The sequence below is a fragment of the Bifidobacterium magnum genome (genome assembly GCF_000741255.1).
In the GTDB taxonomy this organism is placed as follows: Bacteria; Actinomycetota; Actinomycetes; order Actinomycetales; family Bifidobacteriaceae; genus Bifidobacterium; species Bifidobacterium magnum.
Map to the genome: position 1 here is coordinate 144,216 of NZ_JGZB01000004.1, position 25,696 is coordinate 169,911.

General features: G+C 59.8%; 20 protein-coding genes and 2 tRNA genes. 15 read left to right on the forward strand and 7 right to left on the reverse strand.

The features are described from left to right. Nucleotides 1–179 precede the first annotated feature (179 nt). From BMAGN_RS04180 to BMAGN_RS04200, 5 genes are all read left to right on the forward strand, one after another. Nucleotides 180–839 carry a histidine phosphatase family protein gene (locus BMAGN_RS04180; RefSeq protein WP_022859929.1) on the forward strand — a complete coding sequence of 220 codons (660 nt, stop codon included), beginning with the start codon at nucleotides 180–182 and terminating at the stop codon, nucleotides 837–839. A gap of 31 nt (nucleotides 840–870) precedes the next feature. After that, a complete protein-coding gene (locus BMAGN_RS04185; RefSeq protein WP_022859930.1) occupies nucleotides 871–1,806 on the forward strand; it encodes a hypothetical protein in 936 nt (311 codons plus the stop codon). A gap of 77 nt (nucleotides 1,807–1,883) precedes the next feature. Continuing rightward, on the forward strand, nucleotides 1,884–3,440 hold the full coding sequence (gene gltX / locus BMAGN_RS04190; protein ID WP_026502051.1) for a glutamate--tRNA ligase: 1,557 nt from the start codon (nucleotides 1,884–1,886) through the stop codon (nucleotides 3,438–3,440). Nucleotides 3,441–3,684: 244 nt separating this feature from the next. Continuing rightward, nucleotides 3,685–3,757: transfer RNA gene (locus BMAGN_RS04195), tRNA-Glu, on the forward strand. A gap of 38 nt (nucleotides 3,758–3,795) precedes the next feature. Then, nucleotides 3,796–3,870 (forward strand) — tRNA-Gln (locus tag BMAGN_RS04200). A gap of 427 nt (nucleotides 3,871–4,297) precedes the next feature. Here the strand turns inward: BMAGN_RS04200 and leuD are convergent. Both leuD and leuC read right to left on the reverse strand, forming a co-directional pair. Then, the gene (gene leuD / locus BMAGN_RS04205) at nucleotides 4,298–4,981 is read right to left on the reverse strand and encodes a 3-isopropylmalate dehydratase small subunit (RefSeq protein WP_022859932.1); all 684 of its coding nucleotides are present in this window, start codon (nucleotides 4,979–4,981) and stop codon (nucleotides 4,298–4,300) included. 9 nt (nucleotides 4,982–4,990) lie between these two features. Further along, nucleotides 4,991–6,412 (reverse strand): 3-isopropylmalate dehydratase large subunit, encoded by a 1,422-nt coding sequence (gene leuC / locus BMAGN_RS04210; protein ID WP_022859933.1) that lies wholly within the window; start codon nucleotides 6,410–6,412, stop codon nucleotides 4,991–4,993. 235 nt (nucleotides 6,413–6,647) lie between these two features. Here leuC and BMAGN_RS04215 point away from each other — a divergent pair, with 235 nt between their 5' ends. Beyond that, on the forward strand, nucleotides 6,648–7,472 hold the full coding sequence (locus BMAGN_RS04215; RefSeq protein ID WP_034250345.1) for an IclR family transcriptional regulator: 825 nt from the start codon (nucleotides 6,648–6,650) through the stop codon (nucleotides 7,470–7,472). A 127-nt stretch (nucleotides 7,473–7,599) separates the two neighbouring features. On the opposite strand, the gene BMAGN_RS04220 is transcribed toward BMAGN_RS04215, so the two are convergent. Continuing rightward, nucleotides 7,600–8,886, reverse strand: a complete 1,287-nt coding sequence (locus tag BMAGN_RS04220) for a metallophosphoesterase (protein ID WP_022859935.1) — start codon at nucleotides 8,884–8,886, stop codon at nucleotides 7,600–7,602. Between the two features lie 23 nt (nucleotides 8,887–8,909). Further along, the gene (locus tag BMAGN_RS04225) at nucleotides 8,910–10,247 is read right to left on the reverse strand and encodes an NAD(P)/FAD-dependent oxidoreductase (RefSeq protein WP_022859936.1); all 1,338 of its coding nucleotides are present in this window, start codon (nucleotides 10,245–10,247) and stop codon (nucleotides 8,910–8,912) included. Nucleotides 10,248–10,714: 467 nt separating this feature from the next. Between BMAGN_RS04225 and murA the strand changes: the two genes are divergently transcribed. The 7 genes from murA (at nucleotide 10,715) to BMAGN_RS04260 (ending at nucleotide 18,571) form a co-directional block, all read left to right on the forward strand. Continuing rightward, on the forward strand, nucleotides 10,715–12,040 hold the full coding sequence (murA, locus tag BMAGN_RS04230; RefSeq protein ID WP_022859937.1) for a UDP-N-acetylglucosamine 1-carboxyvinyltransferase: 1,326 nt from the start codon (nucleotides 10,715–10,717) through the stop codon (nucleotides 12,038–12,040). A 213-nt stretch (nucleotides 12,041–12,253) separates the two neighbouring features. Then, the gene (locus tag BMAGN_RS04235; protein WP_022859938.1) at nucleotides 12,254–13,192 is read left to right on the forward strand and encodes a lysophospholipid acyltransferase family protein; all 939 of its coding nucleotides are present in this window, start codon (nucleotides 12,254–12,256) and stop codon (nucleotides 13,190–13,192) included. Between the two features lie 45 nt (nucleotides 13,193–13,237). After that, nucleotides 13,238–14,236, forward strand: coding sequence for an NAD(P)H-dependent glycerol-3-phosphate dehydrogenase (locus tag BMAGN_RS04240; RefSeq protein WP_022859939.1), 999 nt, complete (start codon nucleotides 13,238–13,240; stop codon nucleotides 14,234–14,236). Between the two features lie 215 nt (nucleotides 14,237–14,451). Continuing rightward, complete coding sequence (locus BMAGN_RS04245) at nucleotides 14,452–15,588, forward strand: D-alanine--D-alanine ligase family protein (protein WP_022859940.1); 1,137 nt, start codon at nucleotides 14,452–14,454, stop codon at nucleotides 15,586–15,588. A 57-nt stretch (nucleotides 15,589–15,645) separates the two neighbouring features. Further along, nucleotides 15,646–16,467, forward strand: a complete 822-nt coding sequence (locus BMAGN_RS04250; protein ID WP_022859941.1) for a mechanosensitive ion channel family protein — start codon at nucleotides 15,646–15,648, stop codon at nucleotides 16,465–16,467. Nucleotides 16,468–16,550: 83 nt separating this feature from the next. Continuing rightward, entirely contained in the window at nucleotides 16,551–17,471 is a 921-nt protein-coding gene (locus tag BMAGN_RS08405; RefSeq protein WP_022859942.1) for a DUF4190 domain-containing protein, read from the forward strand. A 32-nt stretch (nucleotides 17,472–17,503) separates the two neighbouring features. After that, nucleotides 17,504–18,571, forward strand: a complete 1,068-nt coding sequence (locus tag BMAGN_RS04260) for a CPBP family intramembrane glutamic endopeptidase (protein WP_160257212.1) — start codon at nucleotides 17,504–17,506, stop codon at nucleotides 18,569–18,571. Between the two features lie 114 nt (nucleotides 18,572–18,685). Here the strand turns inward: BMAGN_RS04260 and BMAGN_RS04265 are convergent, their stop codons facing one another. Together BMAGN_RS04265 and BMAGN_RS04270 are read right to left on the reverse strand one after the other, a co-directional pair. Next, nucleotides 18,686–19,354, reverse strand: a complete 669-nt coding sequence (locus BMAGN_RS04265; RefSeq protein WP_051126640.1) for a TetR/AcrR family transcriptional regulator — start codon at nucleotides 19,352–19,354, stop codon at nucleotides 18,686–18,688. A 269-nt stretch (nucleotides 19,355–19,623) separates the two neighbouring features. Next, entirely contained in the window at nucleotides 19,624–21,006 is a 1,383-nt protein-coding gene (locus BMAGN_RS04270; protein ID WP_022859943.1) for a DUF2974 domain-containing protein, read from the reverse strand. Nucleotides 21,007–21,106: 100 nt separating this feature from the next. Here BMAGN_RS04270 and BMAGN_RS04275 point away from each other — a divergent pair, with 100 nt between their 5' ends. After that, nucleotides 21,107–21,874, forward strand: coding sequence for a putative ABC transporter permease (locus BMAGN_RS04275; protein ID WP_022859944.1), 768 nt, complete (start codon nucleotides 21,107–21,109; stop codon nucleotides 21,872–21,874). 92 nt (nucleotides 21,875–21,966) lie between these two features. On the opposite strand, the gene BMAGN_RS04280 is transcribed toward BMAGN_RS04275, so the two are convergent. Continuing rightward, entirely contained in the window at nucleotides 21,967–23,151 is a 1,185-nt protein-coding gene (locus BMAGN_RS04280; RefSeq protein ID WP_022859945.1) for a pyridoxal phosphate-dependent aminotransferase, read from the reverse strand. Nucleotides 23,152–23,249: 98 nt separating this feature from the next. Here BMAGN_RS04280 and BMAGN_RS04285 point away from each other — a divergent pair, with 98 nt between their 5' ends. Then, nucleotides 23,250–25,634, forward strand: a complete 2,385-nt coding sequence (locus BMAGN_RS04285; protein WP_022859946.1) for an ATP-dependent DNA helicase RecG — start codon at nucleotides 23,250–23,252, stop codon at nucleotides 25,632–25,634. Nucleotides 25,635–25,696 lie beyond the last annotated feature (62 nt).

Here is a 25,696-nt window from a genome sequence, read left to right on the forward strand (position 1 = left end):
GCGCTGTTCATCATAGGCGATGAATCACGGCAATACTCTATCGCTATGCAATATGTGACACGCGTATTTTCGGGGCAAAATTGTGCGCTCACCGTAAGAGTTTTCCGGGACTGGAGTTTGTTACAGTAAAACCGCGTACAGTGAAGTGCAGCAAGCATTCGGGACGGAAAGGAGCCTTCATGAGCGCCACCACTATCAATTTTGTTCGCCACGGCAAAGTCTTCAATCCGGACCATCTGCTCTATGAACGCCTTCCCGACTTCCATCTGTCCGAACAAGGCGTGCGCATGGCGCGCGCCACGGGACGCTACATCGCGCAAAATCCGCAAATCAACACGGCCGTCGCTGTCTACTCCTCGCCGCTCGACCGTACCAGGGAAACGGCCGGCGAGATTCTGACGGCGCTTAACGCCACGCGCCAGGCGCGAGGCGAACAGCCGCTGGAACTGATCACGGACGACCGCATTATCGAGGCGCGCAACGAATTCAGGGGCAAGCGCATCGGACACGGCGAAGGCGCACTCTGGAAGAACGGCAACTGGCGCCTCGTCAAGAATCTGTGGAAACCGAGCTGGGGAGAGACGTACCGCGAAATCGCGAACCGCGTGCGCGATTTCAGTTTCGAAAAAATCGAGCAGTACGCGGGCGAGCAAATTATCGTCGTTTCCCACGAGTCGCCGATCTGGTCGTTCCGTCACCTGCTGGAAACGGGACATCCGGAACACAACATGCTGCTGCGCCACACGGCGCTCGCCTCCATCACGTCCATCACATTCGATTCCGAAACCAAGCGCGTGCTGTCGATCACGTACGTCGACCCGGCCGCCGGCGTGAAGTGACGAGCCACAATACAAAAGACAGGGGATACTCATGGACCAGCTGACGCAACAAATCGCCGCGACGAGCCAGATCAGGGAAGCGTGCGGGGCCGCAAGCGAACTCATGCGCCTGTGGCCGCTGACCAAAGCGGAATACATGGATAACGACGCGCGCTACGGAGAGGACCTGCAGGTGCGCCTGACGCGCGCGATCGCCACGATCACCACAGGCGAGAGCGTACGCATGAACGACGCCGAATACGTCTACGAAGGCGCCGACGAAATTCCGGGCTGCCCGCAGCGCATTGTCGACGCGCTGCTGGCCGCCAACGATGCGTATGACGCGATGGACACCTACAGCGACTCGCTGGACGTGACGGTGCTGCTCGAGGCCGCCGACCTGCTGCAAGCGGGCTGGAGCGACAAGACTGTGGAACGTGTGCAGGAGCTGGCCCAGCATTTCCAGAACGACATGCAAGCCGCCATCGAGCAGGACGAGCAGTACGTGCTCAATACCGAGGCCGACGCCATTGCGCAGCGGTTCGCGAGCATCATCGTGCATGTCGATAAAATGATCAGCGCCGTCGCGCACGTGCCCGACCACGAAATCGGCGGCGTGGACGGCAAGGAAATGGAACGCGTCGAACGTGCCGCGCTGCCGCTGCTGCTGTTCATGAACGAACTGTGCGAACTGCTGGCCGTACCGCGCGTCGGCGCGACGGCCGAACAGATCCACGGCCTGCTGGCCGCATACGCGATGCGCAACGGGGAGTACAGCGACTCCGGCGATTCGGCGCTCGCGTTCGCGCGTATTCTCGCGCCGTTGGCATTGGCTGAATGGCGCAAGCACAAGGAAGATGTGCTGTGGGATGCCGCCGAAGCGAAGCTGCGCGCCAAGGAAGAGGACGAGCGCAAGAACAAGGAGGCGCTGGCCGCCAAATTCGCGCACGTCAAGGACGATCCGACCAAACCGGAAGTCGAGCTGTAAAGCGTGTTTGCGGGGCCGGACAGGACGGCGGAACGGTGTGGGTCGAACGTCGGAACGTGAGACCACAATAGTGCTTCATGAGTGAAGATCTACAAGAGTCTGTGAAGCCGCAGCTTCCAGAGAACGTTCGTGTTCGTTTTTGTCCGTCCCCGACCGGTACGCCGCACGTAGGCATGGTCCGTACGGCGCTGTTCAACTGGGCTGAAGCCCGCCACACGGGCGGCACGCTCGTGTTCCGCATCGAAGATACCGATGCGCAGCGCGATTCTGAAGAGAGCTACAACCAGATCATCGACGCCCTGACGTGGCTCGGCATCGACTGGGACGAGGGCATCAACGTGGGCGGCCCGGACGGTCCGTACCGCCAGTCCGAGCGCGGCCAGATCTACGCCGATGTGGCCCAGAAGCTGCTCGACGCCGGCTACGCTTACGAGTCCTTCTCCACGCCTGAAGAAATCGCCGCCCGCAACGAGGCCGCGGGCCGCCCGAAGGAGTTCGGCTACGACGGCTACGACCGCAACCTGACCGAAGAGCAGAAGGAAGCGTTCCGCGCTGAAGGCCGCAAGCCGGCCCTGCGTATCAAGATGCCCGACGAGGACATCAAATTCAACGATCTGATCCGTGGCGAAATCGAGTTCAAGGCCGGTTCCGTACCGGACTATGTGATCGTGCGCCCGAACGGCGATCCGCTGTACACGCTTACCAACCCTGTGGACGACGCCATGATGAACATCAACGTCGTGCTGCGCGGTGAAGACCTGCTGAGCTCCACGCCTCGCCAGATTGTGCTCTACCGCTACCTCATGGAGCTGGGTGTCTCCAAGGAAATGCCGCTGTTCGGCCACATGCCATACGTGATGGGCGAAGGCCACAAGAAGCTCTCCAAGCGCGATCCGGAATCCAACCTGTTCCTGCACCGCGAGAACGGCTTCATCAAGGAAGGCCTGCTCAACTACCTGGCGCTGCTGGGCTGGTCCATCTCCCCGGACAACGACATCTTCTCGATGGAAGAGATGATCAAGGCGTTCGACGTGCGCAACGTGAAGGCGAACCCGGCGCACTTCGACCTCGACAAGGCCATCTCCATCAATGCCGAGCACATCCGTATACTCGAGCCGCGGGACTTCCTGAACCGTTCTGTCCCGTACCTGTTCCGCGAGGGCCTCGTGTCCGCCAAGGTGTGGGAAGATCTGACGCCGCGCGAGCGCGAGATCCTGACGGCCGCCGCTCCGCTCGTGCAGACGCGCGTGCGCCTGCTGGGCGAAGTGCCGGGCATGGTCGGTTCGCTGCTGAGCACGGACGAATATCTGGAGCCCGAAGCCGACGCCCACAAGCAGATCAAGGAATCGGCCCCGGCAGTGCTCGACGCCGCCATCGCCGCCCTTGAAGCCGTGGACGAGGCCGACTGGACGACCGACAACCTGCACGAGACGCTGAACAAGGCGCTCGTGGAGGACGGCGGCTACAAGCCGCGCCTGGCCTTCGGCCCTGTGCGCGTGGCCCTGAGCGGCCGCCGCGTGTCCCCGCCGCTGTTCGAGTCCATGGAGGTCGTGGGCAAGCCCGTGTCGATCGCGCGCCTGAAGAACCTGCGCGCGCATGTGGACGAGATCCTGGCCGCCAAGGCTGCCAAGTGATTCGTCGGATGATTTTGGTCCGCAGCCGGTAGCGATCGATACCTGCCGGCGCGGAATCGATAACTGCTAACGCGGAATCGATAAAAATCGCAAAAAATTAGTTGGCCAACTGTTGCTTCATGATGGGGCGGCGGTTGGCCAACTGGCTATGAACCGTTGGAAATACACGCGACACGCCGTGATTTGCGCAATGAGTGCATGACGCGTATATTTCTTTTCTGTTGCTTCTAGCAATGGAAACAACGCCCCCGTCGTCTAGCGGTCTAGGACTACGCCCTCTCACGGCGCCAACACCGGTTCAAATCCGGTCGGGGGTACGACCTTCAACTGGAAACAGTTGGAGCGCCTGCCAAATTGGGATGTGGTGTAATTGGCAACACAGCTGATTCTGGTTCAGCCATTCTTGGTTCGAGTCCAGGCATCCCAGCCAATAAAGAACCCTCGCTTCGGCGAGGGTTTTTTGTTTCTGTATCTCTTTTGCCCGATCCGTGGTGGTTGCGTACCATCCGCGGTACAGTGGGCGCACAAACCGGCCAAACCCTTGGAGAACCCGTACCGTCCGCGGTACAGTGGGCGCACAAACCGGCCAAACCCTTGGAGAACTCGTACCGTCCGCGGTACAAACCCTCAACACTTTCCCCAACTTCTGCATTTTGCGACAGGCACGCCGGGTTTCATGTCTCAAAATGCAGAAGAAGCAACGCAAAAGAAGCAGCGCAGAAGAAATAGAAACTACAGAGAAAGAATCCCATCCTCCAATAAAAAGCCGGGACGCCACAGAGGAAACAGAAACCTCTGCGCGCCCCGGCCCTTCAACGGTCTGGAATTTAACCTCTTAGCACCTCGAAATCAGCCTCCTAGCGGTCCGAGATCGGGCCGGCCCAGTCGGGTTCCTCCTCGGGCTCGCGCGCGGACGTCACGAATGCCTCGCCCTCCGTAACGGCGGGCAGCGTCTGCGGCTTGAACGGGAACCGTTCGGCGCGCATGACTTCGTAGGCGGCGATGTCATCCTCGTGCTGCATCGTCAGGTCGATGTCGTCGTACCCGTTCATGAGGCGCCAGCACACATAATCGTTCACTTCGAACGGCAGTACCGTATCTCCGCACGTCACCGTGCGCGATTCCAGGTCCACCGTCAGCTGCATGCCCGGATGCGCCTCAAGCTCGTCCCACAACAGCTCAATCGATTCGTGCGGCATAATTGCGGCCAGCACGCCGTTCTTGGCAGTGTTGCCGTAGAAAATGTCCGCAAAGCTTGGCGCAATGACCACACGGAATCCATAGTCATGCAGCGCCCATACTGCATGCTCGCGGCTCGAGCCGATACCGAACTCCTCGCCGGCCACGAGAATTTTGCCGTCGCGGTAGGCGTCCTGGTTGAGCACAAAATTCGGATCGCGACGCCACGCGTAAAACAGCGCGTCCTCGAATCCCGTACGCGTCACGCGCTTGAGGAACACGGCGGGAATCAGCTGGTCCGTGTCCACGTTCGATCGGCGCAGCGGAACTCCCGTGGCCGTAATGCTTACAAGTTTTTCCATGCGTATTCCTTAAGCTTCCATCAGGCTGGGCAGATCGGCGGGCGTGCAAATGGTTCCCATGACGGCCGTCGCCGCCGCCACCTGCGGAGATACGAGATGCGTGCGCGAGCCTTTGCCCTGCCGTCCTTCAAAATTGCGGTTCGATGTGGAGACGGCGCGTTCATGCGCGACCATTTGGTCGGGATTCATGCCCAGGCACATCGAGCAGCCCGCATTGCGCCATTGCGCGCCGAATTCCTCGAAGATCTTGTCAAGTCCCTCTTCTTCGGCTTGGATGCGGATGCGCGACGACGCAGGCACCACGAGTACGCGGTGGATCGAGTCCGCTTTCTTGCGGCCTTTCATGATGGCCGCGGCCTCGCGTAGGTCGTCAATGCGTCCGTTCGTGCACGATCCGATGAATACCGTGTCGACGGGAATGCTTTTCATCGGCGTTCCCGGTTCCAGATCCATGTAATCGAGTGCACGGTGTGCGGCGTTGCGTTGCGTGGCGTCCTCGAACGAGTCGGGGTCGGGAATGCTTTGAGAAATCGGGACGCCTTGGCCGGGGTTCGTGCCCCAGGTGACGAAAGGCGCAAGTTCGGCGGCTTCCAGCGTCACTTCCTTGTCGAATACGGCGTCGTCGTCCGTGCGCAGCGTCTTCCAGTAGTCGACGGCCATGTCCCAGAGTTCGCCCTGCGGCGCGTGTGGACGGCCCTTGAGATACGTGAACGTCGTGTCGTCGGGCGCGATCATGCCGGCGCGTGCGCCCGCTTCAATCGACATGTTGCAGATCGTCATGCGCTCGTCCATCGTCATATGCTCGATGGCGCTGCCGCGATATTCGATGACATATCCCTGTCCGCCGCCCGTGCCGATTTTGGCGATAATCGCCAGAATCACGTCTTTGGCGGTCACGTCGGGCGGCAATACGCCGTTGACATTGACGGCCATCGTTTTGAAGGGCTTCAGGCTCAGCGTCTGCGTGGCCATCACATGTTCGACTTCACTCGTGCCAATACCGAATGCAAGGGCGCCAAAGGCCCCATGCGTGGACGTATGGGAGTCGCCGCATACAATGGTCATGCCGGGCTGTGTAAGGCCCAGCATGGGCGCAAATGCGTGCACAATGCCCTGGTCGGCGTCGCCGAGCCCGTGCAGGCGGATGCCAAACTCCTCGCAGTTGCGTTCCAGCGTGCTCAATTGCAGCGCGGAAGTGGCGTCCGGATTCGGGCAATCGATATTCACCGTTGGCGTGTTGTGGTCCTCGGTGGCGATCAGCAATTCGGGGTGGCGCGGTGTGCGCCCAGCCACGCGCAGGCCGTCAAAAGCTTGCGGGCTTGTCACTTCGTGCATGAGCATGAGGTCGATGTACAGCAGGTCGGGCGCCCCATTGCTCCCGTGCCGCACAACATGGTCGTCCCAAACTTTTTGGGCAAGCGTTTTCCCCATAATGTACCTTCCGTACTTTTCTGACTAATGCGACAAGACTAGGGAATATGAATTTGTAATCATTTCGTAATGTCACGATGTGAAATGAGGAGATTTTATGTGCATGATAAAAATCATAAAAATAGTCTAAAGAAGCTTGATTTCAAGGGTTTTTAAGGCATATTCGGGGGGAATTCACAAAACCTGCATATCTCTGATTTGGAATTTCAGTATTTGAGATGTAATAATCGTGCGTATGACAACAACTACGCTGAACGCTGAGGTATTCCAGCAAATCAAAAATGCCCCGACACCCAGCCCGGCCAAGAGCGAAGCAAGTCGTCTCGTGACCGACAATGAAATTCATTCCGGCGTGGGTGTGCTGGACAAGACCGTCAAGATTTTGGACGCCCTGGAATCGGGCCCGGCTACCTTGGGTCAGCTGGTCGCCGCTACGGGACTTGCTCGTCCAACCGCACACCGTCTGGCCATCGCGCTCGAACGTCATCGTTTCGTATTGCGCGACCAGCACGGTCGTTTTGTGCTCGGTTCCCGCTTTGCGGAACTGGCCGCCGCCGCGGGCGAAGACCGCCTGCTGGCCGCTGCCGGACCGATTCTGCAGACCCTGCTCGACCGCACGGGCGAATCCGCGCAGATCTACCGCCGTCAGGGCGAACAGCGCGTGTGCATCGCCTCGGTGGAACGCGCCAGCGGTTTGCGCGACTCGATCCCCGTGGGCGCCATGCTCACGATGGAAGCGGGCTCCGCGGCCCAGATTCTGCTCGCTTGGGAAGATTCCGAGCGTCTGCACCAGGGACTGCGTCACGCGAAGTTCACGGCGGCCAAACTTGCCGCGGTGCGCAAGCGTGGATGGGCGGAGTCCATCAACGAGCGCGATGAGGGCGTATGCTCCATCTCCGCGCCAATTCGCAACGCCTCGGGACAGGTCATCGCGGCCATCTCCATCTCCGGTCCGTCCGGACGTATGGGAACCAACCCTGGCCGCCGTTACGCGCCGCTGGTCATGGGCGCAGGCAAGTACCTGACCGACGCTTTGCTCAAGGCGAGCCTGAGCCGCTAAGCGAGCTTCAAAATTCTGTACAGACTTTTGAGGTAAGCAACGAGGCTCGCCGACCTTGAATACAAAGAGGGATCCGCACCAATGAAGTACGGGTCCCTCTTTTATATGCGCACTTGCGGCGCGCACATCACGATTTCATGAGCGATGTGAAGAAGCGCCGCAGCCAGCTGGGCTTGTGCAGCAGGTCCACGCCTTCGCTTTCCGATTTCGACGCGGCCGTCATGCCGTACACATACGCCTTCTTGGAACTCGGCTTGCCGACAAGCTCGCCGAACTCGAGCAGTTGCGTACGCGGATTGAACGGGTGGCGAATGTCGAACTCGAACAATCGTGCCGCACGTTTGGCCGGAACCGGTCCATACGCCTCAAATCCGCACGTCGGCGTCTCGATCAGGCGGATGCCTTGTACGGATCCGTCGAACGCGTTGCGGTGGTCATGGCCGGACACAACCGCGCAATAGCCCTTCGTGTCTTCCAAGATCGCGAACTCGCCGTCGTCCGTGTCCGGACAGCTCACGCCTTCGCCCAGATAGCCGCCAGGACGCACTTTCGTCTCGTCGAGCACGTAATGCTGGCCCGCGAACATGCGGTAGCCCTCGATCGCGTGCGCCGCGTTGGCCGCGACGGGACGGAACAGTTCATAATACTGCGGCATCGCCGTGTGCTGGAAGACGACGGATTGTACGGAACGTCCCATAATCCGCGGCCAGATTTTCAGGAATTTCAATCCTCTCGCCGACGGCGTTCCGTATCCGCCGGAACGCGCGTAATCGCCTGAGTCGAGCAAGACGAGGCCGAGTACGGGACGTGTGCCCTGTTCATTGAGCACGGGCAGTCCGAATGTGCCCGGCTCACAGGCGAAAATGAGTTCGTCGGGAAGGGCGGCCGAATATTCCTGGCAGAATGTCGCGTCGCCGATTTCACTCGCGTCCCCGTTTACGCAACCTTCGAATTCCCGATAAATCGAGTCCAATTCGGCGTTGCTCAGTCCGCACTGAAAATCGTGATTGCCGTACGTGACGGCCCACGGAACGCCCGCGTCGATCAACGGTTGCACAAATTGGCCGATTTGCTGGCGTACCAGCGCTTTCGTGCGCTCCATATCGGTTTCGCTCGGATTGGTGGACCGCCAGCGGCGCTTGCGGTAGGTGGCGGCGTAGGCCGGATCGTACCCGGCAATCTGGTTGCCGGTAAAAATGACGATATCCGGTCGCGCCGCCTCCAATGCCGCGCGCATCAGCGCGATCGCGTCCTTCGAGACTTTCGGGCCGTCCTGAAGATCCGCGAACTGCAGCACGCGGAACTTTCCGGAATGATGGAACTGAAGACGTCCCAACCGTGCGGAAATCGAGAGAGGACGGCGGTCCTGACCTTCCCCGAGCTGTGCGCGTACGTCATGATCATGTTCGCTCATGATTCAGACTCTAGCTTATGGATTTATTCGGCGCACGCCTTCATCGCCACGGCGCCCACGTAATACACGGGCTGGTCGAAGTTCGGCTGGAACAGGAAGTCCACGTTCGCGAGCTGGTCGATCGTGAAGTGCGCCTGGATGGCCATGGAAATCACGTTCGCGGCGCCGGAAATGTCGGCTTCGGAGCAGAACTGGCCGCCCTTGACTTCGCGCGTCTCGGGATCCCAGGTCAGGATCGAGGTGACGGGCGCCGTCGACATCATGAATGCCGGACGATAGTCCTCAACGAGCTCGGTGGAGTTGACGGAAAGTCCGCGGCGTTCGGCGCCGGCCTCGGTCAGGCCGGAAGCGGCGAGGGACAGGTCATACAGCTGCACGGCGCTTGTGGCCTGCGTACCCATGTATTCGCGCGTCGGCTTCTCGATGTTGGCGCCGACGAGCAGGCCTTGGCGCACGGCATTGGTGGCAAGCGGAATGTAGTCCTGCTGGCCCGTCGGGTTGTAGAAGACGGTGGCGGAGTCGCCAGCCGCATACACGTCCGGAACGGAAGCCTGCATGTACTTGTTCACCTTGATCGCGCCGTTGGGCAGCATGTCCACCTGGCCGCGCACGAGATCCGTGTTCGGGCGGAAGCCCATGGCTAGAATGGCGAACTGGGCCGTGTACTCGCCCGACTCGGTGATGACGGTGACGGTGTTGTCGTCGTTGTCGTGGAACGACACGACCTTCTGGCCGAGCGCCAGCTCGACGCCATGCTCGCGGAACTTGGCTTCCACCTGGTCGGTGATGGGCTTGTCGAAGTTGTTGGCCAGCACGCGGTCGAGGCCGTCGATCAGCGTGGTGTCGATGCCCGCGAGGCTGAACTGTTCGGCCAGTTCGGCGCCGATGTAGCCGGCTCCGATCACGATGGCGGACTTGGCGCCGGCCATGCGCTCCTTGATGCGCACGGCGTCGCCCCAGTTCTTGCACTGCTGCACGTGCGGGGACTTGATGCCCGGAATCGGCGGCACCACAGGGCGCGAGCCCGTGGTGACCACAAGCTTGTCGAATTGGAGCGTGGAGGCGTCGCCCGTGGCGATGTCCTCATATTCCACGGTCTTCTTGTCGATATCCACATTCGTCACGTTCGTGTTCATGTGCATGTGGGCGCCCGCTTCCTCCAGCTTTTCAGGGGAGGAATAGAACATCTTCTTCGGGTCGGACACATGGTCGCCCGCCCACAGCGCAATGCCGCACGAAAGGAACGACACCGTGCCGTTGCGCTCGAAAACGTGGACGTCCCAATCGGGATGCTCCTGCAAAATGGCGGTGGTGGCGAACGTTCCCGCGTGGGTGCAACCGATTACAGCAACCGTAGTCATGCCTTATGCTCCTTCGCATTGTTTTTCAGTTAGATTGATGGTCTGCCGACTTCTGTTACGGATGGTAGGGGGTTACCTTGGTAAAACCTTGAGGTTACGCCCTGAGTCTTAACGGTCTTGATTCCGGATTCGACCGTGCTTGGCCATGTTTGCCGTTGACCAGTATTGGCAGCAGTGCCTTGTTCTAACCAACCACATAACGGGCCGGTAATGAGATGAACGCGGGCATTCTTTGCGATTTCTACAAAAGTTTGCCGGAAGAGTTTTTAGACGGTTCGCGGCTTGGTTTGCGCTTGGGTTACGGCTTGATTCACGGCGCGGGGAATTGTGGAGCAATTGTGGCGTTTTGCGCGGTATTTGGCAGTTCCTGAAATAGAATACCTTGTTGAGCTGTAGTGAAAGTATAACCTCGCATACGCCGATCGTGTGCGCAGCGTTGAAATCTGTGTGAATTGAAAGGGTACAACGTGGTCGAGAAGCAAGACGACGTGCTACACGTAGAAGGCGGCAAGCCGCTGAACGGCACCATTAAAGTGCGTGGAGCGAAGAACTTTGTGAGCAAGGCGATGGTGGCCGCGCTCCTGGCTCCGGGCGTGTCCGTCTTAAAGAACGTACCGGAAATCCGCGATGTGCATGTAGTGTCCGATTTGCTGCGCCTTCATGGCGTGGGCGTGGATGTGGACGGCGACAAGGGTATCGTCACGATCGACGCCACGCATGTGCAGCTGGCCGACGTGGCCGATGTCGATACGCTGTCCGGATCTTCGCGCATCCCGATCCTGTTCTCGGGCCCGCTGGTCCACCGCTTGGGCGAGGCGTTCATCCCGTCGCTGGGCGGTTGCAACATCGGCGGCCGACCGATTGACTTCCATCTGGAAACGCTGCGCAAGCTCGGCGCCCACGTGGACAAGGAACACGAAGACGGCATCCACATCACCGCGCCCAACGGCCTGCACGGCGCCAAGATCCATCTGCCGTACCCGTCCGTAGGCGCCACCGAGCAGACGCTGCTCGCCGCCGTGCTCGCCGAAGGCAAGACGGAACTGTCCGGCGCTGCAACCGAGCCTGAAATCATGGACCTTGTGGCCGTACTGCAGAAGATGGGCGCCATCATCTCCGTGGACGTCGACCGTACGTTCCGCATTGAAGGCGTCAAGGAACTCAAGGGCTACACGCACACGTCCCTGACCGACCGCATCGAGACGGCCAGCTGGGCGTCCGCGGCGCTGGCCACGCATGGAGACATTTTCGTCAAGGGTGCCACGCAGCCGGAAATGATGACGTTCCTGAACGTGTTCCGCAAGATTGGTGGCGAGTTCGACATCACCGACGAAGGCATCCGCTTCTGGCATCCGGGCGGCGACCTGAAGCCCGTGGCCATCGAAACGGACGTGCACCCCGGTTTCATGACCGACTGGCAGCAGCCGCTGGTGGTGGCGCTGACGCAGGCCAAGGGCCTGTCGATCGTGCACGAAACCGTGTACGAGAACCGCTTCGGCTTCACGAAGCCGCTCGTGCAAATGGGCGCCACGATCCAGCTGTACAAGGAATGCCTCGGCTCCCTGCCGTGCCGCTTCCAGCAGCGCAACTTCGAGCACTCCGCCGTCATCTTCGGCCAAACGCCGTTGACGGGCTGCGACATTGACGTACCGGATCTGCGTGGCGGTTTCAGCCACCTGATCGCGGCGCTCGCCGCCCAGGGTCCGTCCAACGTGCACGGCATTTCGCTCATCGACCGCGGCTACGCGGACTTCCGCGGCAAGCTGCACGCACTGGGCGCGGATATCGACTAGTCGATCCGGCCAGTTGCCTGACGTTATGTGACGTTATGTGACGGCATATGACCTAGCCTCCTATTGGATTTTCCAGTAGGAGGCTTTTTCTTATCTGTATGAGGCGTTTCCTACCTGTATGAAGCTTTCCTTTCCACTACACCGCATGCGAAAAATAAGCGCACGGTTAACAGTGCGCATGTTCAGTACATTCATTGGGGCACAATGGGTGGCATGGCATCCAAAGGAAAACCTTCACCACGTTCGAGCGTGAAACCGTTGAGCAATGAGCGTCTCGCCGAATTGCGGCGCGAGCATGTTCTGGTGGATCCCACGCGTTGGCTGCCGACAGGCCCGCGCAACGTGCATGAAGTGGAGATCAACGACCAGAATCCGAAGCTTACGCATCGGCTTCTCGAAGGCTGCGCGCGCGTGCTGCGCAACCGTTGCCGTCCGTATGCGTGGGGATTGGACAACATCCCGGAACGCGGCCCATATATTTGCGCCGCCACGCACGTGACGCTGTTCGACGTGTTCGTTCCCATGTGCGCGCAATTCCAGATGGGACGGCGACCAAGGTTCATGGCGAAGGCCGAAATGGCGTCATGGCCGATTATCGGCAAATGGTTCCAGGCCGTGGGCATGCAGCCCGTCAAGCGCCGCAGCGGTCAGGCGCGCGCCATTGAGGAAACCTCCATTCAGATTCTTACCACGGGCCGTCCGCTTACGATTTGGCCCGAGGGTACGCTGACGCGCGACCCGCAAAAGTGGCCGATGAGCATGAAAAACGGTGTGGGCTTCATCGCTTTGGAAGCTTCGCGCCGCATGGGACGCCAAATTCCGCTGTATGTGACAGCCGTATGGGGAGCCGCCAGCATCAACCAGTGGTGGCCGTGGCCGCGCAAGAACGTCGTAATGGCTTTCGATACGCAGCTCGACTATTCCGATCTGCTTGCCGACAGCGACACATGGGGAGATGAACCGCCGGAATCCTATGCCGACGAACTCGCCCGCCGCATCCGGTTGCGCATGAAGGAAATCATGGCCGACATCCGCGGTGAAAAGGCGCCGGACACGTTCTACGACTACCGTCTCATGAAACGCGTTCCGGAAACGGCGGATCCATATGTGACACCCGCGGAGCGTGACGCGGGCCGCGACATGAAAGCCTGACACAGACTTACCGACAACTACTCACCCAACGAAAGGGGACCGATAATGGCGAATGTGACTGTACTGGGCGCGGGCGCTTGGGGAACGGCGTTTGGCCAAGTGCTGGCGGATGCCGGCAACAACGTGATGATGTGGGCCATTGAGCCGGAGATCGTCAAGGCGATCCAGACGGAGCACCGTAACCCAGTGCGTCTGCCCAGCGTGGACAAGCTTCCTGACAACATGACCGCCACGGGCGACCGCGCCGAGGCCGTCAAGGACGCCGATCTTGTGGTGGTGGCCATCGCCGCCCAGCACGCGCGCGAAGCGCTCGTGGAATTCAAGGATCTCATCGACGAAACCACGCTCGTGGCATCGCTGATGAAGGGCATTGAACGCACCACGGGCAAGCGCATGGACGAAGTCGTATGCGAAGCGCTGGACCTGCCGTCCAACCGCTTCCTCGCCATTTCGGGCCCGAACCTGAGCAAGCAGGTCGCCGCTCGCGAACCAGCGGCCACCGTAGTCGGCTGCACCACAATCGCCAACGCCTACACCGTGGCCAAGCTGTGCACCACGGACTACTTCAAGGCCTTCGTGAGCCCGGACGTGGTCGGTCTGGAACTGTGCGGATCCCTGAAGAACGTGGTGGCTCTCGCCGTGGGTATGGCCCATGGCGCGGGCTACGGCGAAAACACCGCCGCCATGATCGAAACGCGCGGCCTGGCCGAGCTCAAGGCCGTGGGTGAAGCCGCGGGCGCCGAACCGAAGACGTTCGACGGACTCGCCGGCGTGGGCGACCTTATCGCCACCTGCGGTTCCCCGCTGAGCCGCAACTACACGTTCGGCGCCAACCTCGGCAAGGGCATGAGCGTTGAAGAGGCCACCAAGGTCTCCAACGGTGTGGCCGAAGGCGTGGCTACGGCTTCCGCTGTTGTGGAGCTGGGCAAGAAGTACCACGTGCAGACTCCGCTGGCCGACGCCATGAGCCGTGTGATCGCCGACGGCATCTCCTGCAAGCAGATGCTGCAGGAAATGTTCCCGGCCGGCGTCACCGAAGAGTGAGCTGCAAAGTAAGCCGAACAGCAAGTCATCAATAGCAAGGAGCCTACGGAGCACATGCTTCGCAGGCTCCTTTCATACAAGTTCCGTACGCGCCAAACCCGCAACGTTACGCGAGCGTCATATCCACCAACGCTTTGTTACGTTTCCGGTGTAGGCTCAACAAAGAGACGCGGGCCACCGGGTCCGCACCATAGAAGGATTTCAAGCGAGGGATTATGACGAAACGTCGTATCGCGATCATGTATGGCGGCAAGGCCGACGAGCATTCCATTTCCTGTATTTCCACGGCCGGCGTGCTGCGCGCCCTGGATACGGACAAGTTTGAGCCCGTACTCATCGGCATCACCAAGGACGGACAGTGGATCGTGGACGGCGACGATCCGCGCGCTTGGGACATGGCCCAGGGTATGCCCGTGGTCAAGCGCACGTCCACGAGCCGCGATGTGGTGGTCGACTTCGCGCTGGGCCAGGACGGTTTCCTCGCCCGCAACGAAGACGGTACGCTCGAATCCCTCGGTCACATTGACGCCGTGCTTCCCGTGCTGCACGGTCCGTACGGCGAAGACGGCACGATCCAGGGCGTCTTCGAAATGCTCAACATGCCTTATGTGGGCTGTGGCGTGCTGGCGTCCGCCGCTTGCATGGACAAGCATTACACGAAGGTGCTGCTGGCCGCCGCCGGCATCCACGTGTCTCCGGGCATCACGCTGGACACGCGCGACTATTCGGATGTGGACCAGTTCGCTTCGCAGGGCCGCGCATTCCTCGACCAGGTGCGTGCCGCGAACCTGCAGTACCCGCTGTTCGTCAAGCCGTCGCGCGCCGGTTCGAGCTTCGGCGTGACGAAGGTGGAGCGCGCCGACGACGCTGAAGAGCTTGCCGCCGCCGTGTTCGAAGCTTCCAAGCATGACTGGCGCGTGCTCGTGGAACAGGGCATCACGGCCCGTGAAATCGAATGCGCCGTGCTGTGCCCGGAACCGGGCAGCGAACCGCAGGCCAGCTGGCCGGGCGAGATTGTGCTCGACAAGCGCAACAGCGGCGACGACCAGTTCTACGATTTCGACAGCAAGTACACCGACTCCGCCGCCAGCCATGTGGAGGTTCCCGCGGACCTTCCCGAGGACATGCTGCAGCGTGTGCGTGAAACGGCCGTGCGCGCGTTCCTCGCCGTGGACGGTGCTGGCCTGAGCCGTGTGGACACGTTTGTGACGCCTGAAGGCGACATTTTGGTCAACGAGATCAACACGATGCCGGGCTTCACGCCGATTTCCATGTATCCGAAGGCGTGGGAGGCCACGGGCGTCGCATATTCCGATCTCATCACGAAGCTTATCGAAGGCGTACTGCGCTAAATATTTCGCGGTGTGCGCCTTCGCGCACACGCATGCGTGCGGTTACAGTAGTGACCTATGATCAACGACATTCTCACTGCTGTAACCACGTTTTTTCGTGACAACTGGCTGAAAATCCTTTGGCTCGTGATCGTGGCCGTGCTCGCCTATATTCTGGCGCGCGTGCTGGCCCGAATCATGGCCAAAGGATTGCAGAAAGCCAATATCCCCAACGCGTCACTGTTCATCAACGTGATGCGCATCATTGTGGTGGCGCTGGCGCTGACCGCAGTGTTGCAGCCGATTTTCGGCATTAATCCCTCCACATTGTTCACGGCGCTGGGCATCGGCGGTCTTGCCGTTTCGCTGGGCCTGAAAGATGTGATCGCCAATATTATTTCGGGCTTCGATCTGATGGCCGGCAAAGTCATTTCGCCGGGCGACGTCATCAATATTTCGGGCGTTACGGGAGTCGTGGAAGATATTACGTGGCGCCAGACCGTGGTGCGCAGCCGGTCGGGCAGCGTGGTGCTTATCCCAAATTCGATACTGAGTACGACCGCTGTCGAAAAAATAGATCCGTCGCTCGAGTCGCTCGTGAAAGTTCCGTTCACCGCCAAGTCCGGTACGGATGACGAGATGCTGACGCAGACGCTGCTCGGACTCGTCAATAAAGACTGTGCGAACGTCATGAATCCGAACCTGTCGCCGATCGTGAAATTTACGGGGCTCACACCATACGGAATAACGGGCGAGATCTACGCGTTCGCCAAGAAAGACGTGCTGTTGTCGACCGTAATGGACTCGGTTGCGCGCGCGATTGCGGGCTGCGATTTGCTCGAACAGCGTGCCGCGACAGGCGGCAGCGACGTGGAGGCGTCCGCCCATATTTCTCAGTGAGAATCCTGTAGTAGTCCCAAGGAAGACAGTTATAGTAGGGAACTAGAGAAGGAAGAATTCGTAACTCAATAGAAAGAACTATCATGACGCAACCCAACGGCGAGCCGGAACCACTTCCGCCGCAGCAGAATCCGCAGAACCAGCCGCAACAGCCGGACCAGATTCCGCCGCAGCAACCGCAGCCGGCCGCGCAGTATCAGGCTCCGCAATACCAGCAGCCGCAACAGCAGTACCAGCAAAATCCGTACCAGCAGCCGGGTCAGCCGGGCCAACCCGTGCCCGACTATATGCAGATGCACCGCTACCAGCAGCATCCGGACCGCTGGAACGGCTTGGCGATCGCCGGTTTTGTCTGCTCGTTCTTCATCGCGATCCTCGGCCTGATTTTGAGCATCGTCGGTCTGGTCAAGATCAACCAGACGAAGGAAAAGGGCCGCGGACTGGCCATCGCGGGCATCGTGATCAGCGTGGTCTCCATGGTGTTCGCGTTCATGACGGTCAGCGGCGAATTCAACAACTTCATGAATTCGGCGCCGATGAGCTCCGCCTCCTCCTCGTCCCAAGCCGCGTCATCCCGCTCCTCGAAGTCCGCGACCCCGCATGAGGATTTTCTCGAGCAGTATACGAGCGACCTTGAATCGCGCATCGACCAAGAGGCCGACGACCACGCCTACCAGAACGTGGAGCAGCTCGTGAATTCGAAGATGTTTCAGCAGCAGCTCCAGGAAGTCATGAACCAGCTGCCGCAGGGCGTGCAGACGTCCGTGACAGCCAAGGGCGACACGGTCACCACCACGCTCACGCTTGAGAACGGCTATGAGACGCAGGCCAAGAAAGTCATCGACCAGATGACGCCGCAGCAGGCGCACAACGACCTGCAGGACCTTGCCGATTCGCTTGATGAAATTTGCGGAGACGCGGGCAACACCACCGTCCACCTGACGGTCAAGACGCAGGATGGAGCGCAACTGTTCAACCAGTCGGTAACCGCGGACAACGACTGACCCAAAATCATCCATCATGAATGAGGTTTAATGTGAACGCACCGAACCAGCCACCACACCCGAACCTGCCGCCAAATTGGGCGCCGCAAGGCAATCCGTTCGGGCCGCCGATGCCTTACCCGTACCGGCAAGCCATGAACCAGCAGCGCACTCCGCAAGACGAGCGCAACATCGCCCTTGCGCGCAAGCGCTATACGCGCGTCGCCGCGTCACTGCTCGTCATGATTGTGGTCTGGTACCTGCTTACGGCGTTGCTCTCCAACATATTCTCGACGGCAATCCATTCGGGGACTTCGGCGGAATACGCGATGATGTATCTCGTGTCGGACGTTCCGCTGTATGGCGTGGCCATTCCGCTGGCCATCTGGAACATGAGCGGCATCAAACCCGTCAAAACGCGTAGGTTCGGGCTCTCGGCCAAGCAGTACATCGTGTTCTTGGTCATGACATTCGCCGTGATGTATGTGGGCAACATTATCGGTTCGGTGTTCATGGGCCTGTTCGCGCCGAACACTATCAACCCCATTACCCAACTCATGGGTCACAGTCCTGTGGTGGACATTGTGTTCGCCGTAATCCTGGGTCCGATTGTGGAAGAGTGGCTGTTCAGGAAGCAGATCATTTCACGACTGCGCCTGTTCGGCGAGAAAACGGCCGTCATCTTCTCGGCCTTCGTGTTCGCGCTGTTCCATGCGAACATCTACCAGTTCTTCTACGCGTTCGGCATCGGCATCATGTTCGGCTACATTTACATGCGTACGAGCAGCCTGTGGACGACGATCACGATGCATATGATCATCAACCTCAACGGCGCCGTGATCGCGCCGGCGCTTGTGAACGCCGTGGGCGGCCAGGAAGAGCTCGTCTACTCGGCGCAAAACGGCGTGGTCTCCGTGGCTGCTCTGTACGGGCTCGTGATGATGGCCGTGGCGATTGTGGGCGTCGTCTTCTTCGTCCGCAACATCCACCGCACGGAGTTCTACCACACGCCATGCCAACTGCCCAAGGGCACGGCCGGCAAAGTGGCGTACGGCAATCCCGCGAGCATCGCGTTCATGGTGCTGTGCGGACTGCTTATGCTCTGGCAAATGGTGGCGTAAGTGTTACTGGGCGTAATGCTCCAGACCACGCAAAAGGCTCCTTATGAAGCGTTCATAAGGAGCCTTTTCATATGCCATACGGCGGAATGTACCGTATGGGCGGAAGTGCGAACCTCACACCGTCATGCGGGCCATCGCGTACTTCGTGCGCGCGGGACGCGGGGAGTTGAACATGTGGCGCCAGAAGGAGTCCATGTTTTCCTGCGTCATGGAGAAGTAGATGCCCATGGCGATCACGGCAATATCCTCGCTCATCATCTCGTCGATCTGCGGACGCGACTTGACCTCGTTCCAAGCTTCCATCACGCTGAGCAAACCGCCGATCGTAAAGTGCATGAGCATCAGCGTCTTGACGTCCATCGTGTCCATGTCCAAGCCAAGCGAGGAGAGTATGGACATGCGCAGGAAGTCGCGCAACGCGTCATGCAGTTCCGGGGAGCTATGTGGGCCCGTGAGCAATCCAATGCGGTCAAGGCGTTCGCGCTGAACAGGATCGTGGAACAGACGGTTGCAATAGTCGCGCCACATTTCCTCGGGATCCACGCCCACTTGCGGCAGATGCGGTACGGGAAGGTCTTCCACCTCATGCAAAATTGCGGAATCAGCGAGCTCGGGAAGACCGGAGAAATGGTAGTAGAACGAATTGCGGTTCACTTCCGCCGTGCGCACCACGTCGGTAACCGTGATGCGGTGGTATTCGCGGTCTTTCAGCAATCCCCAAAAAGCGTTTTCTAGACGGTCCTTGGCCGGTAGGATTTCCGAATCTCGGCGTGGCCTAGGCATTATGTTCTCCTCTTATATGAAGTCTGATTCCTTGCTCAATCGCGGCCGCGTCTTGTCTGGTGCGTGGGTGCGGCACATTGAATTATCGCCCGATTGAGACCTCAAGTATATGCTCCGAGTCCCCATTCGAAGTGGTCGTATGCCTCTAGTGTATCCATAGGTGTCAATGTATGACGGCTGTTCGCTTGCAACGATTTACTTTTATCAAATGAGGCCAAGTTGTCGGGGCATGCGCCCTCAAATGGCGCGGTTTTCGAGAGGTTTTTCACTCATTCGGTCGGGTTTTGCGAGGCCTCGCCGGTCTGGCCCGCGGCACCCGTTTTCCCCGACTCGGACGGCTCGTCCGAACCGTCCGCATGCGCGGCTTCGTCCTTGGCCTTGTCCACGACGGCGTCCTCCACGGCTTCCTCAAGCGTGTCCGGATCAATCGTGTGTTCCGACTCGGTGTGTGCGGACGGGCGCGAGCGCAATGCCGACGCCACGAGCATGGCGGCCTGGTTGAGATATTCGCGTTCGTCCGAGTCGAGTCCCACATAGGTGCCGAACAGGCGCGGCAATGACAAGAGCGGCGATTCCACGAGCGCGGAGACGCTGTTGCGGCCTGAAGCCTCCAGCACGCGGAACAGTGCGTTTACGCTCTTTTCACGCTGGCGCTGGGACATGCCCATAAGCCATTCGTTAAGCGACGTGTTGAATACTTGCGAGGTTTCCGAGAGCTCGGGCACCGTTTCGAAACGGTCGCCGTCCATAAGCCAGGTGAAAGCGGAATGCTGTTCAATGCCGCTCGCGTCACTTTTGACGACCACAATGCGTTCACTGGGCGGATCGAGCATAATCATGCCGATAATCGAGGATTCGGGCACGATTTTGACCACGCGGTCCACAATCGTGGAATATTCGTAGCTGTCGACCACGTTGCGCGGGAATCCCGGGCCGTCCATCGAGTAGACGCGCTCAATGCGGTCTTTGACATCGTCTCGTACGTTCATGCCCGCATAGACGGCCAGATTGCCGCCTTTGGAATGCCCCGTGATCACGATGCGGTACTGCGGCCATAGTTTGGCCACACGTTCCACATATTCGCATGCCGTGCGCTGGGCGGGCACGGGATACTGGTAGGCCATGTTGAAGTCCTCGCGCCAGCCCACGAACGAATCGTCGGTGCCGCGGAACGAAATGATGATCGTGTTGTTCGGCAACAGGAACGTTTCGACAGCGAATTGCGTCTGCTGGTCCTCGCTGAAAATCTCTTCTTTCGCGTTCACGAGAATCTGCGCGTAGCGCGGGTTGTTGGCGGCGCCTTGGTAAAAATCGTGGCACAGTTCGGCGCTGACGAATCCCGTGGTGCCCTGCACAATGTCGGGATGGCGCCGTTCCCACACCACCACGTCTTTCTGTACTTCTTCCATCGGCAATCCGTGGAATGGTGGCCGGCGCAGCGTGCGCACGGACTGGAGCGGATGGCGCAGGCGGAACGCGCGCAACCGTGCGCGCAACGTGCCGTAACGCTGTTCTATGGACGCCAATGACGGCACTTGGTCGGGAATCCTGTCGTAGGTGAGCAGCGCAAAAACGAGCGCGTCCGCGTCGTTGAATGGAAATTCTTCAAACGAACGCGTTTCGTTGCGTACGTAATCAAGAATCGTATCCATGATCCGCCCCTCCGTATCAAAATTGCCGAAATATTATTGTAAACAAACGCAACGTGGCCGCAAGCGCCATTTCGTTACGGCAGAACGCTACAGTAAAACAATGCCATACGTATTGATTGAAATAGAACGTGTCTTTTTGTGGTTCCTGCTCTACAGTTTCGTCGGCTGGGTGTGGGAAACGGTACTCAATATTTTCACGAAAAAACGGTTCGTGGACCGCGGCATGCTCAACGGTCCGATCTGCCCGATTTACGGATTCGGCGCGGTAATTGTGATTTTCGCGCTGCGTGACGAGCACCAGTGGCTCGCCGTGTTCCTGAGTAGCGGCGTACTCGCATGCACGTTGGAATATCTGACCTCATGGTCCATCGAGAAAATGTTCCATGTCCGATTCTGGGATTACAGCAACAAGCCGTTCAATATCAACGGCCGCGTCTATTTGAACGGGTTCATCGCGTTCGGCTTGGGCGCCACGCTCGTCAAGGAGCTCGTGCAGCCGCATGTGGAGGACGTCATCGACCTGATCCCGCCTGTCGTGCTTACGGTGGTCAGCGCCGTGCTGCTGGTCATTCTGCTGGCCGATTTGGCTGTGACGATCGCGGGCCTGCGTTCGCTGCACAACCGCCTCGGCACGATCGAAACGGACATCAAGCGCTGGAAGAGCAAAGAAATTGCGAAAGCCGACGTGCATATCACAAACGCCGACGACCGCGCACAGGAGATTTCCGCAGATCTGCACAAGCGCCTGTCCTACCAGCAGCGCCGCCTGATCAACGCCTACTCCACAATGCGCACGCAGCACGCCCCGCATGTGTTGGAGGACATCCGTTCCTTCCTGCCCGGCAACAAGGCCGGCGGCAACAAGTAAATCACCAGCACATCAATGCTCCAAGCGGGCGGCCATCGGTTGGGAGGCGGTCCCGGCACGGATTGCCGGGCCGCCCGCTTGGAAACGCAGTGCTAGTAGTTTTCGCGCACGAACTTGGCGAGGCGCTCAATGCCCGCCTCCACTTGCGCGGTTTCCATGCAATAGGACAGGCGCATGAAGCCCGGCATGCCGAAACTGTTCGACGGCACCATGAACAGGTCGTAGTCCATGGCCTTCTTGCAGAAGCTTACGGCGTCGGGCTCAAGCGTGCGCGGGAAAATGTAGAACGTGCCGCCGGGACGCGTGACCGTGAAGCCGAGATCCACAAGCGCGTCATACAGCAAATTCATGTTCGTCTCATATACGCCCAGTTCGCTTGTCGCGTCCGGAATTTCGGCAATGGCCAGCTGCATCGACGACGACGGGCAGTTGTGGCCGATCGTGCGGCTGATTTGGGCGAATATGACGGCCAGCAAGTCCGCATCCGTCGCTTCGGGATGGATCGCCACATAGCCGATGCGCTCGCCCGGAATCGACAATGATTTCGAGAATGAATAGCAGCTCAGCGTATTGCGGTAATACTTGCTTGGGTACGGCTGGGACGCGCCGTCAAACACGATTTCTCGGTACGGTTCGTCGCTGATCAGGAAAATGTCGTGGTCGAATTCGCGCTGCTTGCGTTCCAGCAGTTCGCCAAGTCGGCGCAACGTGTCCTCGCTGTAGACGGCGCCGCTGGGATTGTTCGGCGTATTGATGAGCACGGCGGCCGTGCCCTCGTTGATCGTGGATTCGAGCGCCTCGAAATCGATCTGGAACGTGTCGGGATCGCTGTTAAGCACCGTAAGCGACGCTCCGCACGCTTGCGCATAGGGGCGATACTCGGGGAAGAACGGCGCGAACGTGATCACTTCAGACCCCATCATCGTCACGGCGCGCAACGCGTGCGCAAGCGCGGCCGTCGCGCCCGACACGGGGAAGATGTGCTTCGCTTCATACTGCATGCCGAAACGGCGGTTGAGCGAATCGGCGATGCGCTCACGGAACGCCATGTTGCCCGTGGACGGCGAGTATCCGTGCAACGTCTGTGAATCCGTGTTGGCATACAGGTCCATCATGGCCTTCGTAAACGCGGGGGAGACGGGCACGTTGGGATTGCCCAGCGAAAAATCGAACACGTTGCCGGCGCCGATTTCACGCCGGCGCGCGGAGGCCGTCTCCGCAATCTCGCGGATCACGGATTTTTCGCCAATCATATGTTTGTAAGTCTCATTAATCATTGCGGCAATCTCCCTTGCGTACGGTTACGCACTGTTATACCTGTTTTCTGGCCGCGGTAACGCTATTCTTCACGAAATATGGCGCGTAGTATAAAACCATGACCGAGATTTCCTTGCAAACGCCCATTAGTTCGCTGATTACCAACAAGCGGCGCGTCAATGCGTTGAAATCTCTTGGCGTGGAAAATGTGGCGGACGCGCTGACGTACTATCCGTTCCGCGTCACCGATCCCGTCAGCGTCAAAACCTTGAACGAGGCCGTGGTCGGCAGCAAAATGGCGACCGTCGTGCGTGTGCGCGGCATTCGCGCCACACCAATGAGCGCGCGCGGCGGATATCGCCTCGAAGTCAACGTGGACGACGACGAATTCGCACGCCAACGCGAAGAACGCGGAGCGGTGGCGTCCCTCGTCTATTTCTCGCGCAGGAAATCGTATATCGATTGGATGAGCAGCCGCCTGCGCGCGCAATCATTGATCGTTATTTCAGGAGAACCCAGCGAATACAACGACCGTCTGCAATTCACGCATCCCGAAGTGCTGACGGTGGCGCAAGAAGGCGACGATCCCGCCCATTTCGACGCTCCCACCGCAATGGCGGCGCTCGAACGCGTATGCCGGCCGCGACCCGTCTACCACGCCAACTCGCGCATCTCCAGCGAACATATTCACGACACGATTATGGCGCTGCTCATGCTGCTCGCCGGCAAATCGGCGGCCGACGCCACGGCGGACGCGCGTGGCAATGAAACGCAAACGGCGCCATCAATGACCACGCTCTATGAGTCGAGCAAGGAAGTGGCGCAGCGGCTCGTCATGGCCATCCCCAACATTCTGCCCGCCAGCGTGCAGCAAGAGGGACACTATATGGGCCGCGCCGAGGCGTTCAGCCAGATCCACGACCCCGACTCCGTGGCCTCGTTCCAGCGTGCACTGGCCACGATGCGCTGTGAAGAAGCGATCGTATGCCAGACTGCGCTGCTCATGGCGCGCGCCAAAGCGGGCGACTCGCCGGCCATCGCCTGTACGGACACGGCATTGCGCGACAAGTTCATCGACGCCCTACCGTTCACACTCACCGACGGCCAGCGCGACGTAATCCGCGAAATCGGCAACGACATGGAACAGGACCATCCCATGCAGCGCCTGCTCGAAGGCGAAGTGGGATCGGGCAAAACCGTGGTGGCCATCGCAGCCATGCTGCAGGCCGTGGGATCGGGCCAGCAGGCCGTAATGGTCGCGCCGACGCTGGTGCTCGCCCAGCAGCATTACGCGTCGATCAGCAAACAAATCGCCCAAGTGGCGCCCGACGTGCCCGTGGTGCTGCTGACAGGCGGCATGAAACTTGCGGCCAGGCGCCGCGCACTCGCTACGGCCGCCAGCGGGCAGCCCTGCATAGTGATTGCCACACACGCGGCGTTCTCGGCTACATTCCAAATGCCCAACATGGCGCTTGCCGTGATCGACGAGCAGCATCGTTTCGGTGTGGACCAGCGCGAAACTTTGCGCAACAAAGGCGAGCATGATCCGCATCTGCTCGTCATGACGGCCACACCGATTCCGCGCACCGCAGCCATGACATGGTTCGGCGATCTTGACATTTCGTGGCTGACGGAGCTGCCGGGAGGACGCAAACCGATCCGCACGTTCATTATTGACGAATACGACGGCCGGCTTATGGGATCGATGTTCGCGCATGTGCGGTCGCGTATCGACGCGGGCGAGCGCGCCTATATCATTTGCTCGCGCATCGATGAGGACGAGGAGGACGCGGAAAGCTCGGGCGCGAAACGCAAAGTCTCGCATGAAGTCGTGTCCGACGAGCCCATGCTGCTAACCGACGACGACCTGGGCGAACAGGCCGTGCGCGAACCGTTGCATTCTGTGGATGAAATTTACGACCGCTTGCAGGCGTTGCCGCAATTCGCGGATGTGGCGTTCTGCAGGCTCACGGGCCGTGACGACGACGCGACGAAAGCCGCCGTGATGGAAGGCTTCGCCTCGGGGAAGACGCCCGTAATGGTGGCCACCACGGTGATCGAGGTGGGTGTGGACGTGCCGCAAGCCAGTTGCATCATCATTTTTGACGCCGACCGGTACGGATTGTCCCAGCTCCACCAGCTGCGCGGCCGCGTGGGACGTGGCGGCACGAACAGCTGGGCGTTCCTCGTGTCGCGCGCCGAACCCGATTCCATTGGCCAGCAGCGTCTTGACGTGATCGCCCATTCGTTGGACGGCGCCGAAATCGCGCGTGAAGATTTGGCGCTGCGCGGCGCGGGCGACGTGCTCGGAGACGCGCAGTCGGGCGGCAAGACGAGCCTTAAGCTGCTGCGTGTGGTCAAGGACGCCGCGCTTATTGAACAGGCGCGCGCGCAGGCGCAAGCGTTGTTGGACAAGGATCCCGCGTTGTCGCGTGAAGTCCAGTTGGCTGGGGCGGTACTGGACTTCACGCGCGGCAATGAAGGGTTCCTCACGAGCAATTAGCGGAAGTTCGCGCGGCGGTCTGGCGTGCCAAGGATCTGGCTGCGCCCAGCGCAACCGCGGTC